The 12,267-nt window shown below is 66.9% G+C and carries 13 protein-coding genes; 9 read left to right on the top strand and 4 right to left on the bottom strand.

Annotated features, from left to right (window positions below):
* Window positions 1–12: 12 nt before the first annotated feature.
* From JWQ89_RS07385 to JWQ89_RS07375, 3 genes are all read right to left on the bottom strand, one after another.
* Window positions 13–846 (bottom strand): sugar phosphate isomerase/epimerase, encoded by an 834-nt coding sequence (locus tag JWQ89_RS07385; RefSeq protein WP_299639718.1) that lies wholly within the window; start codon window positions 844–846, stop codon window positions 13–15.
* Window positions 847–855: 9 nt separating this feature from the next.
* A complete protein-coding gene (locus JWQ89_RS07380; protein ID WP_299639716.1) occupies window positions 856–1,230 on the bottom strand; it encodes a cupin domain-containing protein in 375 nt (124 codons plus the stop codon).
* A 184-nt stretch (window positions 1,231–1,414) separates the two neighbouring features.
* Window positions 1,415–2,374 carry a trypsin-like peptidase domain-containing protein gene (locus JWQ89_RS07375; protein WP_299639715.1) on the bottom strand — a complete coding sequence of 320 codons (960 nt, stop codon included), beginning with the start codon at window positions 2,372–2,374 and terminating at the stop codon, window positions 1,415–1,417.
* Window positions 2,375–2,509: 135 nt separating this feature from the next.
* On the opposite strand from JWQ89_RS07375, the gene JWQ89_RS07370 reads away from it, so the two are divergent.
* From JWQ89_RS07370 to JWQ89_RS07350, 5 genes are all read left to right on the top strand, one after another.
* Window positions 2,510–3,373: a S1C family serine protease gene (locus tag JWQ89_RS07370; RefSeq protein ID WP_299639713.1), complete on the top strand. Its 864-nt coding sequence runs from the start codon at window positions 2,510–2,512 to the stop codon at window positions 3,371–3,373.
* Window positions 3,321–3,926, top strand: a complete 606-nt coding sequence (locus JWQ89_RS07365; RefSeq protein ID WP_299639711.1) for a helix-turn-helix transcriptional regulator — start codon at window positions 3,321–3,323, stop codon at window positions 3,924–3,926. The genes JWQ89_RS07370 and JWQ89_RS07365 overlap by 53 nt, the downstream gene beginning before the upstream one ends.
* A 68-nt stretch (window positions 3,927–3,994) precedes the next feature.
* Window positions 3,995–4,498, top strand: a complete 504-nt coding sequence (locus JWQ89_RS07360; RefSeq protein WP_299639709.1) for a cyclic nucleotide-binding domain-containing protein — start codon at window positions 3,995–3,997, stop codon at window positions 4,496–4,498.
* A gap of 155 nt (window positions 4,499–4,653) precedes the next feature.
* A complete protein-coding gene (locus tag JWQ89_RS07355; RefSeq protein ID WP_299639707.1) occupies window positions 4,654–5,205 on the top strand; it encodes a hypothetical protein in 552 nt (183 codons plus the stop codon).
* Window positions 5,206–5,343: 138 nt separating this feature from the next.
* Window positions 5,344–5,991 (top strand): HD domain-containing protein, encoded by a 648-nt coding sequence (locus JWQ89_RS07350; protein ID WP_299639706.1) that lies wholly within the window; start codon window positions 5,344–5,346, stop codon window positions 5,989–5,991.
* 75 nt (window positions 5,992–6,066) lie between these two features.
* On the opposite strand, the gene JWQ89_RS07345 is transcribed toward JWQ89_RS07350, so the two are convergent.
* Window positions 6,067–6,804, bottom strand: a complete 738-nt coding sequence (locus tag JWQ89_RS07345) for an alpha/beta hydrolase (protein ID WP_299639720.1) — start codon at window positions 6,802–6,804, stop codon at window positions 6,067–6,069.
* 339 nt (window positions 6,805–7,143) lie between these two features.
* On the opposite strand from JWQ89_RS07345, the gene JWQ89_RS07340 reads away from it, so the two are divergent.
* The 4 genes from JWQ89_RS07340 to JWQ89_RS07325 all read left to right on the top strand — a co-directional run.
* Window positions 7,144–9,135, top strand: a complete 1,992-nt coding sequence (locus JWQ89_RS07340; protein WP_299639705.1) for a toll/interleukin-1 receptor domain-containing protein — start codon at window positions 7,144–7,146, stop codon at window positions 9,133–9,135.
* 162 nt (window positions 9,136–9,297) lie between these two features.
* Window positions 9,298–10,119: an alpha/beta hydrolase gene (locus JWQ89_RS07335; protein ID WP_299639704.1), complete on the top strand. Its 822-nt coding sequence runs from the start codon at window positions 9,298–9,300 to the stop codon at window positions 10,117–10,119.
* 130 nt (window positions 10,120–10,249) lie between these two features.
* Window positions 10,250–11,422 carry an HlyD family secretion protein gene (locus JWQ89_RS07330; RefSeq protein WP_299639702.1) on the top strand — a complete coding sequence of 391 codons (1,173 nt, stop codon included), beginning with the start codon at window positions 10,250–10,252 and terminating at the stop codon, window positions 11,420–11,422.
* Between the two features lie 48 nt (window positions 11,423–11,470).
* Window positions 11,471–12,267: DHA2 family efflux MFS transporter permease subunit (locus JWQ89_RS07325; RefSeq protein WP_299639701.1), on the top strand; the 797-nt coding region annotated here is incomplete at its 3' end.

Below are 12,267 nucleotides of genomic sequence, written 5' to 3'. Positions count from 1 at the left end.
TCTCCAACCCCCTCAGTTGATCGTCCGCCCCCACGCCGCCCGCGCCAGGTCGCGCAGTTGCAGCGACTCCTTCCACCTGTCCGTCAGGTCCGCCCCGTCCGCTCCGGCGATGGCGTAGGGCTGCGGCCCCAGTTCGCAGAGGAAGGTGAGCTCGTCATCCGCCCCGGCCCGTTTCTTCCAGTCCGCGAACCCATGTCGCCACCACAGGCTGAACTGCTCGACCCAGGGCGCGTTGCGGGGGAAGGAGAGCGGCAGCTGCACCTGCTGGCTGCTCGCCACCCGGCCATGGAAGGCCCAGCTGCGGCTGAGGATGGTTTCGACCTGCGCCGCGAGCTCCGCGGAGACCGGCAGCGTGATTTCGCGCCCCACCACATAGTGCGACAGGTCCGCGAGCAGCTTCAGGTTGGGCACTGCAGCGACCAGATCGAGGGTAAAATGCAGGTCGCTGGTCATCCGGTCGCGGTGCGTTTCGACATAGATCGGAAAGCTCACCTGTTCGCTGAGCTTCAGCCAGCCCTCCGCCACCCGCGCCGCCTCGATCAGCGTCCGCGGCCTGAGGGTGGGCATGATGTTGATGTGGTGCACGCCGAAGGCCTCGCCCCATTCGAGCGCCGGCTTGAGGCTGTCGACATCGGTGGGAAAGCACACACCCTCGACCACCAGCCCGGCCTCGCGGGCCAGGTCGCTGGCCCGGTGCGCCTCGGCCCGGTTGATCCACAATGTGCCGATGCCGTCGAACCCGGCTCGGGAAATCATCTCCATATTGGCCTCGAGCGAGCGTTCGTAAGGCGCGCCTTTGAGCCCCAGCATCGACCACAGCGACTGCAGCACCAGGAGTTTCTGCATGGCGCCGACCTAGATCAGCACCACGCTTTCCTGCTCGTTGGGGTCGGTCCTCGCAATCAGCGCCCGCGCCATCCGGCCGGTGGGGTTGAACGGCTGGTGCGGCACCCCGGCCGGAATGAAGACGTAGTCGCCCTGGTTCACCTGGTCGAGAAATTCGAGGTTCGGCCCGTGCCGGAACGAAGTGCTGCCCTCGATCTGGAAGATCGCCGTCTCATGCGCCTCGTGGTAGTGGGGTTTCGCCTCGGCCCCGGGCGGCAGCACCACCATGTGCATGCAGATCCCGGTCGAGCCGGCCGATTGCGCCGAGATGCCGGCGAAATAGTCGAGCCCCTGCTTGCCGTGAAAGCCCTCGCCGCCACGCACGACCTTGCACTCCGCCGCCATTTTCCCGTCCTCCGCTGAAACAGGGCAACATCGTATGAGGCAGACCGCCGGGCGGCAAGCTCCCCTCCCCCTCGAGGAGAGGGGCTGGTGGGGGTGGTGAGGTGGCCTGCGTGCTGACTGCGCCACCCCCTCTCTCGATCCCTCCCCTCAAGGGGGAGGGAGGCGAACGCCCCGAGATCGCCGCTCAGCGCGGCTCCGGTCCCGCCGGGCGCTGCGTCAGCACCGCGTCGAGCTCGACCAGCCGGCCCTGCCGCAGCACCTGCAGCCGCACCTGCCGGCCGATGGCATCGGCGGTCAGCATCCTCAGCAGCGGCCCCGGGCCTTCCACCGGCCGCCCGTCGAGGCTCAGGAGCACGTCGCCCTCCTTGACCCCGGCCTGCGCCGCCGGCCCGTTCGCGACGATCGAGTGCAGCACCGCGGCGGTGCGGCTCCCCACGTGCGCCGCATCGGCCACCCGCCGCGGCAGGTTCACCGTGTCGGCCGCCACCCCGAGATAGGCCCGCCGCACCGCGCCGTGCTGCAGCACTTCGCTGAGCACCAGCTTCACCGTGTTGCTGGCGACCGCAAAGCAGATGCCCTGCGCTCCGGCGATCATCGCGGTGCTGATCCCCACCACCTCGCCGAGGCTGGAGGCCAGCGCGCCGCCGGAATTGCCGGGGTTGAGCGCTGCATCGGTCTGGATCACGTCCTCGATCGGCCGGCCGGATGGGGAGCGGAGGCTCCGCCCCAGCGCCGAGATCACCCCGGCGGTCACCGTCGACTCGAACCCCAGCGGGTTGCCGATGGCGATGGCGATCTGCCCGCGCCTCAGCCTGCCGCTGTCGCCCAGCGCCGCGATCGGCAGCGCGCTGCCATCGACCTTGAGGATGGCGAGATCGGTGTCGGGGTCGGCCCCCAGCACCCGTCCCGCCAGCCGGTGCCCATCCGGCAGCGCCAGGTGCACCTCGCGGTGGTTGCCCACCACGTGCGAGTTGGTCACCACCAGCCCGTCCTGCGACAGCACCACGCCCGAGCCGTGGCCTTTGCCGTCGGTCGTCACCATGCCCACCGCCGGCTCGACGGTCTCGGCGACTTCGGACACGGTAAGCGAATACGCATCGAGCAGGCGCTCGTCGGGGGTGGGGAAGGGGAGGGGATTGGCCATCGAAAGGCTCCGGCATTTTCGTCTCCCTCAATGTGGGTTTCGCCTCTGGCCGCCGCGAGCCTGCCCATATGGGGAGCTTTCCGCTCAAGGGGCCGGGGAGCAACTTCGGCTCATCACATGAACAGGGGCTGCCCTATGTCATTTCCTGAGTTCCAGGCGCTTTCCGCCTCCCTTGCCGCGCTCACCGCCTCCGTCGCCCCGCGCATCGTCGCCATCCAGGGGCGCGACGGGCGCGAGCTCAGCGGCTTCATCTGGCGCACCGGCCTCGCCGTCACCGCCCACGAGGCGCTCGAGGGCGAGGACGAGGCTTCCGTGCTGAAGCCCGACGGCACCGTCGTCATCGCCCAGATCGCCGGACGCGATGCGACCACCGATGTGGCGCTGCTGAAATTCGACACGGGCGAATTCGGCGACTGGAGCCATGCCGAGCTTCCCGCTCCCGGCTCCCTCGCGCTGCTCACCGGCCGCGGCGAATATTCCGTCCTCTCCGGGCTCGCCTCGGTCACCGAGGTCGGCCCGGCCTGGCGCAGCATGCGCGGCGGCGACATCGACGCTCGCATCACGCTCGGCCTCCGCCTTTCCGGCCGCAGCGAGGGTGGCGCCGTGGTGGCGCCCGACGGCAATCTCATCGGCATGGCCGTCACCGGCGCCCGCCGCCGCACTCTCGCCATCCCCGCCGCTACAATCGCCCGGGCCGTGGCAACGCTCAGCGAGAAGGGCTATGTGCCGCGCGGCTGGCTCGGCGTCAGCCTCCATCCGCTCGGCAAGGACGGCGGCGCCATCGTCGTCGGCCTCGAGCCGGAAAGTCCCGCTGCAAGGGGGGGCTTCCTTGTCGGCGACATCGTCACCACATGGGGTGGTGAAGCGGTGCATTCGGTGGGCGATGTGGCCGACCGGCTCAGCACCGGCACCGTAGGAACCAATGTCAATTTAGGAGTGCTTCGCGGTGGCAGTGCATTGGACCTCCAGATCACCATCGGCGAGCGCCCTCGGAGCTGAACACTCTGCGGCCGAAACCGTCTTCGGCGGCCTCATCCTCGGCGTCGCCTTCGACCTTACCGACCCGGCCCTCGAACAGGTGCTGCGGACGCTGGTCGATGCCCGGCACGACCTCTACGAGGCCGATCCGGAGCAGGCCGCCGTCACCATCACCGATCGTCCGCCGCCCAGCGAAGGCCTCGCCGGTCCGAGCCGCGTGCTGCGCGTCGGCGCCGATGAAGCGCGCCGCAATGCCATCGACAGCCTCGATCCCGGCCTGATCCTTGCCGCGGCGACGCTGATCGCCGCCGGCTACGCCATCGAGCGCGAGACTGCCGATATCGGCTCGCGCGCCCGCCTGCCATCGGCGCTGCTGCCGCGTCTCAGCCAGCGCGAGCGCCAGGTCGCGGCGCTGCTGGTCGACGGCGCCTCCAACAAGGTGATCGCCCGCGCCCTCGATATCTCGGTGCACACGGCCAAGTTCCACGTCACCGCCATCCTCGAAAAGCTCGGCGCCCGCAACCGCGCCGATGCGGTCTCGATCATCCTGCGCGAAGGGCTGGTCGCCATCTAGGCTGCCGGGCCTTTCCCCCTCCGATCCGACCGGCTAGGCTCACTCTCCTGAGTGAACCGGAGCCCGCCATGGAGAGCCTGCTGAGTCTTGCCGCGTCGCGGCCCATCCGCACCCTTCTGCCCCGAGAGGTGCTGATCAAGCAGGGGGAGGCGGGCGGCGAACTCTTCGTACTCGAGAGCGGCCAGCTCACCGTCGAGCGCGACGGCGTCACCATCGCCACGATCGCCAAGCCGAACTCGCTGGTGGGCGAAATGTCGGTGGTCCTGGGCACGGCAAACAGCGCCACGGTGCGCGCCGACCGCGAGTCGAAGGTGCGGGTCATCCATGACGCGCGCAAATACCTCGAGCAGAACCCGGACCTGACCTTCCGCATCGCCTGGCTCATGGCCAGCCGGCTCGACGTCACCTCGGCGCTCCTCGTCGAACTCACCAAGCAGCACGGCGGCAGGAACGAGCAGGGGCTGCTGGGCCGGATCCTCTCGGCGCTACATTTACCAATAGATGAAACAGGTTACGTCACTGTGAACCGAAACGACCTGTTCGGCGGGCGCGACGAACTGTCGGAAGACTGAGCAAGTACTACCCGGCATGCTTCATTGACTGACGGTTTACCAAGGCATACTGTTCCAGAACTGGCGTGTCGGACCTGCACACCCCAACTCTTCTCAGCTGGAGCTGTGCTCGTTCCCACGGGCCAGTAAACTGGTCTGGGTCTGAGGAGGAAAACATGTCCCTGACATCACGTCGCTTTGCCCTCATTGCGGGATTGGCTCTGGCTTCGATCGGCCCCGCCCTTGCCGCAGGCATGACCGATGCGGAAGTGATCAGCAACGCCACATCGGCGGCCCCGGCTGCGGTGGGCAAGAACGCGACTGTCGTGACTTTCGACGATCAGATGCAGATGAAGACCCTGCAGCAGGGCAGCAACGGCTTCACCTGCATGCCCGACAACCCGGCGTCGCCGACCAACGATCCCATCTGCGTCGACGCCGGCGGCATGGCCTGGCTCACCGCCTATAACGAAAAGAAGGATCCCCCGGCCGGCCAGGTCGGCTTCGGTTACATGCTGCAGGGCGAGTCCGCCGCCGACAATGTCGATCCCTACGCCACCGAGCCGCCCGCCGGCCAGGAGTGGATGGTCGATGGCCCGCACGTCATGATCTTCAACGTCGCGGACATGCTGGGCGGATACCCGCAGGGGGAGCATCCCGACCACACCCAGCCCTACGTGATGTGGCCCAATACCCCCTATGCCCACCTGATGATGCCGGTGCAATGAAGGCTCCGCCTTCCCGCCAATAATGCGTGCCGGCGCGCGGCCGGCACGCAGCTTTGACCAATTCCCGGCAAGCCCGCGAAAGCAGCCCCTCCGCCGATCCGGTATCGATGGAAGTCTCATCAGGCGAGGAGACGGCAGATGGACGCGGACGTAAGGTCGTTGATGGTGGCGGTACCCGACAGCAAGCTCGTCCGGGAGATCACCGAACTGGTTCGCGACACGGAATCCCCGCTGCTCTTTCATCACTCCAGCCGGGTCTTCCATTTCGGGGCCCTGGCCGGAAAGCACCGCGACCTGACATTCGATCCCGAGCTTCTTTATGCCGGCGCCATGTTCCACGATATGGGTCTGCCCGAGCGCTACGGCACCACCCACGAGCGGTTCGAGGTGGACAGCGCCAATACCGCGCGTCAATTCCTCCACGACCACGGCATCTCGCCCGCCGATATCTACACCGTCTGGACCGCCATAGCGCTCCACACCACGCCAGGCATCCCTGTCCACATGCACCCGGTGGTGGCGCTGGTCACGGCCGGCGTGGAGATGGACGTGCTCGGCATCGGCTATTCCGACTACAGCGAGGCCGAACGCCAGGCCGTGGTGCACGCCCACCCGCGCCCCCGCGACTTCAAGGAAGACATCATCCAGGCCTTCTACGACGGCAACAAGGACAGGCCTGATACCACCTTCGGCAACGTCAACGCCGACGTGATCGCCGACAAGGAGCCGCATTTCCACCGGGGCAATTTCTGCAGCATCATCCGCGGCTCCGCCTGGCGCGGCTGAACCGACCGCTTCGCCGGCGAGCATCGATCGATCCGGGCCGGGCGCCAACTCGGTCGGCACCCGGCTTTCTCGTCGCTACTTGCTCTTGACGCTGTCCGCCGCCTGCTCGATCAGCTTGGCGACGACCGGCGGGTTCGACACGTAGATGGCGTGGCTGCCCGGCGTCTCGACGGTGGTGGACTTGGCCCGTCCGGCCATGGTCCGCTGGGCGGGCGCCGGGATCATCTTGTCGTCGGCGGTGACGAGGTACCATGTCGGCTTGGTTTTCCAGGCCGGAGCGGTGATTTTGCCGTCGAGCGCCGCGACGCCCCACGGCACCTGCGAATCCGCCATGAACGCCGCGAGTTCAGGACGAACGTCGCCCGCGAACGCTTCGGCGAACTTCGCCTTGTCGAGGAACAGGAACCCGTCCACCGGCGGCAGGATCGGCGGTACGGGCGCTCCCGGCGGCGGGTTGGCGATGAGGCTGGAAACCGACTCGCCGACGTCCGGCACGAAGGCCGCGATATACACCACCCCGGCGACCTTGGGGTCGGTGCCGGCTTCGGTCACCACGACCCCGCCATAGGAGTGCCCGACCAGGATGACGTCGCCCGGGGCGGCAGCTATCGCCCGCTTGGTGGCGGCGACGTCGTCCTCCAGCGACAGGGTCGGGTTCTGGACGATGGTGACGTCATAGCCGTCCTTCTTGAGGATATCGTAGACGCCCTCCCAGCCGGACCCATCGACGAAGCCCCCATGCACCAGGACGATGGACTTCGTGGTCGCCGCGTCCTGTGCCACGGAGGCGGATACGCCGGCGCCGAGGGCCATCCCCACTGCAGCGGCAATCAAGGTCAACGTGCTCGACATCTGAGTTCTCCTTTCAGAACAGATGGTCGATCGGACGCGTGGACCGCCTGCCTATGCGGGCTCGCGCCCCTCACGAGAAGCACGCTACCGACCATATCCGGCGGTTTGTTGAACGAGCCTGCAGCGTCCGGGGTTGGCCTGCACGGCCGACTGCGCGCCTGAGCGGGATCGATCGGCATCAGCGGGCGCGGGGCCGCATCGAGGCGATCTGCGCCCGGCACCTGCTACCACCAAATTGCCCTCGACCCGCCCGCACCATGGTTTACTAATGCATGGGAAGCGTGAGTTACGAGTGACGGCATGCCGGACATCTTCGTTTCCCACAAGGTCGAGGAACAGGCGATAGCGGGCAAGCTTGCCAAGCGCCTGACCGAGGCCGGCTACGACGTCTGGTGGACCGGCAGGCTGACGGCCGGCGAGCGCTTCGAAGACGAGATCACCTCGATGCTCGAGCAGGCCAAGGTCGCGGTGATCCTCTGGTCGAGGCTGGCGGCGCAGTCGGACTGGGTGCGGGCGGAGGCCGAAACCGCGCGCAAGCGGGACATCGCCCTGCCGGCGGTGATCGACGATGTCGCGATGGAACGGCTGCCCATGCTGTTCCGCCACATGCATATGGCGAACCTGAAGGCCTGGGACGGCTCCCGGAACCACCCGGGTTTTCAAGAGCTGTTTGCCGCCATCAAGGAGCGCATCGGCGTCGCCACCGGGCCGGTGCTGACCGGCGAAGAGGCCGAAGCCAAGCTGGCCGCCGGTGCCGACGAGGACGAACTCTGGGAGCAGATCACCCAGAACCCCGATCAGAACGCAGAGGAATATCACAACTACTTCCGCCGCTTCGGCGAGACGGCGCGCTTCGCCGACCTGGCGCGGATGCGGATCAAGCGGCTCGAGGAGAAGGCGGCGAGGCGACGCTGGAACTGGGGTTATCTGGGATCGATCATCCTCGGGATCGGTACCCTGATCGGCGGCGTGGTTGCGAGCGCGCAATGGCTGCAGGACAACCCGATCGCGCTGCAATGGCTTTCGCGCTGGACGGCTACCGACGAGCAGAAGGCGGCTGCCCAGGGCTGCACCGACTGGTTCAGTTCCGGGGCGATCCACGCAGCAACCTCTACGCCGATGCTGCGGAGCGATACGATAAAAAGCTGCGAGGTCGCGGCTTCAGTCTTCTCGGGCAACAACGACTACAAGGCCATGCTGGCCCTCGCCTACCTTGCGAGAAGCGACGTGGATGACGACAAGGCGGAGGACCTCGCAACACGCGCCGCCGAACGGGGCAGTATGGTCGGCAAGTTCACGCTCGGCCTGATGTACCTCAACGGCTTCAAGTTCATCGCCGACCCCGCCAAGGCCGTAGCCAACCTGAAGCAGGCGTCGGACGGCGGCCTCGTACAGGCCGACGCCCTGTTGTGCGACATCGCCGCCAATAGCAACGGCCAGTTGCCGACGCCAACGCCTCCTGCCGTGGGTTTCTGTCGCTCGAGCAGCGAAAAGGGCAATGCCGTGGGGCAGCGCGTCATGGGCTACATGCTCGAGTTCGGCATCAACATGCCGGCCGATGCCGTGAAGGCGGCGGAACTCTACCGGCTGTCTGCGGACCAGGGAAACTCCACCGCCCAGTACCGCCTGGGGTCCCTCTACGAACGCGGCGTGGGGGTCGACAAGGACTACGCACGGGCGCTTGAACTCTATCAGTCATCTGCAGACCAGGGTGATCCCGGCGGCCAGCGGCACCTGGCGGTGCTGTTCGAATGCGGCCGCGGGGTCGCCGTCGACTACCTGGAGGCCGATCGGCTTTATTGGCGGGCGGCCACTGGCGGCGACAATGTCGCGTTGTACCTCCTCGGCAATCCGCCCGGCCCGCCGACCTCCGAGTCCACTCCGGAGATCGACGACGCCATTGCCCTGTCGGAGGACCAGGAGTGCAGCGCGGGCCTGCGCATGCTGGCCTTTCGCCATACCTACGCCCTCGCCGTCCCGCGCGATGACGCCAGGGCCCTCGCGCTCTACCAGCAGGCGGCAGCGGACGGGAACCCGATCAGCCGATATGTGCTCGCGACACTGTACAATGACGGTTTCCTCGTTCCCGAGGACGACGCGAAGGCGTTCGAGCTGGCCGGCCTGTCTGCGGCGCAGGGCATCATGCACGGCCAGTTCGAGCTTGGGCTGTCATATGAGCTCGGCATTGGCACCGAGATCGATTTCATGGAGGCGGCGCAATACTATCGGCTGGCGGCTGCCCAGGGATACCTCCCCGCGCGCGATCGGCTGCGGGGGCTGCCCGTCCAATAGCGCCGGCAGTCGTCGCCGGGGCGAAGCCGGACCCATCCCCCTATACTCACGTATGAGTTCATAAGCCTCACGTACGATAGTTCGATCCCCGAAAGGCATTCGATGTTTGGCGGCCGGCCACCAACAGGCCGGTTCGTCTGTGGTCCGAACGGAGAATGCAAAATGAGCACCTTCCAAGTCAAAGACGGTACCATGATTGCCTACAAGGACTGGGGCAGCGGCCGGCCCATCCTGTTCTCCCATGGCTGGCCCCTGTCCGGCGACGCCTGGGCGCCCCAGATGCTGTATTTCGGCTCGCGCGGCTATCGGGTGATCGCGCATGACCGGCGCGGCCACGGGCGGTCCGGCCAGACTTGGGACGGCAACACCATGGAGCAGTTCGCCGACGACCTCGCCGAACTGATCGAGGCGCTCGACCTGCGCGACGTGATCCTCGTCGGCCACTCGATGGCCGGTGGCGAAGTGTGCCGCTATGTCAGCCGGCATGGCACCGGCCGCATCGGGAGGATCGTGCTGGCGGGTGCGGTCCCGCCCCTGATGCTCAAGACCCCCGCCAACCCGGAAGGCGTGCCGATGGAGGTGTTCGACGGGATTCGGCAAGGCCTCGCCGGCGACCGGTCGCAGTTCTTCAAGGACCTGTCGATGTCGTTCTACGGCTTCAACAAGCCCGGCGCCAAGGTCAGCGAGGGGCGGCGCGAGACGTTCTGGTCGCTGGGCATGATGGGCGGGATCAAGCCCGAATACGATTGCGTCCGTGAATTCTCCGAAGTCGATTTCACCGAAGACCTGAAGAAGTTCGACAAGCCGACGCTCTTCATCCACGGCGATGCCGACCAGATCGTCCCGATCGCGACATCCGCTCTCAAGGCCGCCAAGATCGTCAAGGGCGCGGAGCTGAAGGTCTACCCCGGCGCCGGGCACGGCCTGACCGAGACCGAGGCCGACAAGTTCAATGCCGACCTGCTGGCCTTCATCAAGGCCTAGGCACTCCGCAGGGGGTTCCGCGGCAATTCGGGACAAGACCGAACCTCCCATGACAAGGGCGGCAAAGTCGCCGGCGCCGGTCCAAACCTAGTCTGTCGGCGTCGCTCCCGCATATGCCCAGGAAGACGCCATGACCGACCAGGTGGATACGCCCCCGCGCAGCGGGGGCCGGATCATTCAGTTGCCGAGGGCCGAGGGTCCGCCGCCGACAGGCCCCGATACTGCTGTTCGGGCGACAGCAGCAGCCCCGGACGAACCCGCGCCCGCGCCCAGGAAGCGGCGCGGCGGCTGGCGGCTGGCGCTGATCATTTCCGTACCGCTGCTGCTCGTCATCGCCGGCGGCTATTTCTGGCTCACCAGCGGGCGCTACCAGGTCACCGACAACGCCTATGTGAACCAGTCGATCGTCTCGCTCTCGTCCAATGTTCCCGGACAGATCGTCGAGGTCGACATCAAGGCCAACCAGCCGGTCAGGGCCGGAGACACGCTGTTCCGCATCGATCCGCAACCCTACCGGATCGCCCTCGACCAGGCCAACGCAGCGCTAGCGCTGGCGCGGCTCAAGGTTGCGCAGTTGCGGGTGAATTATGCCACTGCTCAGTCCAAGCTGCAGTTCGACCAGGGCCAGTTGCTCGTCCAGGAGCGGATACAGAGCCGCAATGCCGACCTCACCAGGACGGGGAACGCGACACAGGCCATGCTCGACGCGGATCTGCTGACCTACAAGCAGGCGCAATCGGCGGTGACCTTCGACCGGCAGGCCGCGGCCGGCGCGCTCGCCGCCCTCGGCGGGGAACCCGGTATCCTGACCGACGACTACCCGGGGGTGCGCTCCGCCGCGGCCCAGGTCGCCAGCGCCCAGCGCAACCTCGACAAGACCACGATCACCGCGCCGGCCGACGGCATCATCGGCCAGGACGACAGCCTCAATGTTGGGCAGTTCGTCAACACCGGCGCCACCGCCGCCAGTCTCGTCGAAACCAGCGATATCTGGATCGACGCCAACTACAAGGAAACCCAGCTCGGCTCGATCGCTGTCGGCCAGCCGGCGGCGGCCACCATCGATGCCTATCCGGGCGTCACCCTCTTCGGCACGGTGCTCAGCATCAATCCCGCCACCGGTTCGGAGTTCTCGCTGATCCCGGCGCAGAACGCGACCGGCAACTGGGTGAAGGTAACCCAGTGGGTGCCGGTGCGCATCCACATCACCTCGAACCCGGGCGTCGACCTCAGGTCCGGCATGAGCGCCACCGTCTCGGTCGATACGGGCAAGACCAACCTCGACCAGTTGTTGCATCACTGATCTCGCGCGCGGCCTCGCTTCGCATCGACTTCGGATTGGAGGCTGCCCATGGCCAGACCGCCACAGACGCTTTCGGCGCCCTCCCTGATCGTACAGCATCGGGGGCTCCTGACCGTGGCGCTGATGCTGTCGACCATCATGCAGGCGCTGGACACCACCATCGCCAATGTGGCGCTGCCCGACATGCAGGCGACGCTGGGAGCGGCGCAGAACCAGATCACCTGGGTGCTCACCTCCTACATCGTCGCGGCGGCGATCGCGACGCCGCTGACCGGCTGGCTCTCCGATCGGATCGGGCAGAAGCGGCTGTTCATCATCGGCGTCGTCGGCTTCACGGCCGCCTCGATGCTCTGCGGCTTTGCCATGAACCTCGAGCAGATCATCATCTTTCGCATCGTGCAGGGCCTGTTCGGCGCGGTGCTTGCACCGCTCGCACAGACGGTGCTGCTCGACATCAATCCGCGGGAACGCTACGGGCAGGCGACGGCGCTCTATGGCGCCTCCATCATGGCGGCCCCGATCGTCGGACCGACCCTCGGCGGCTACCTCACTGAGGTCCTCGACTGGCGCTGGGTATTCTTCGTCAACCTGCCGGTCGGCGTGGCCACCGTCGTCCTGCTCTCTGCCTTCATGCCGGGGATCCCGGTCAAGCGTCGGCGGTTCGATTTCTTCGGCTTCGGCATGCTGGCGCTCGCGGTCGGCGCAACACAGCTGCTGATCGAGCGCGGCACCGAAGCAGGCTGGTTCTCCTCGGCCGAGATCTGGATCTACCTGGGCCTCGCCGTCGCCGGGGCTTGGGCCTTCATCGTACACAGCGCCACCGCTGAAAACCCGATCATCGATCT

Origin of the sequence: Devosia sp. (genome assembly GCF_028290645.1) — a bacterium.
GTDB lineage: Bacteria > Pseudomonadota > Alphaproteobacteria > Rhizobiales > Devosiaceae > Devosia_A.
The sequence above is the reverse complement of the archived record's forward strand: the minus strand, read 5'-3'. Positions and strand labels throughout refer to the sequence as shown.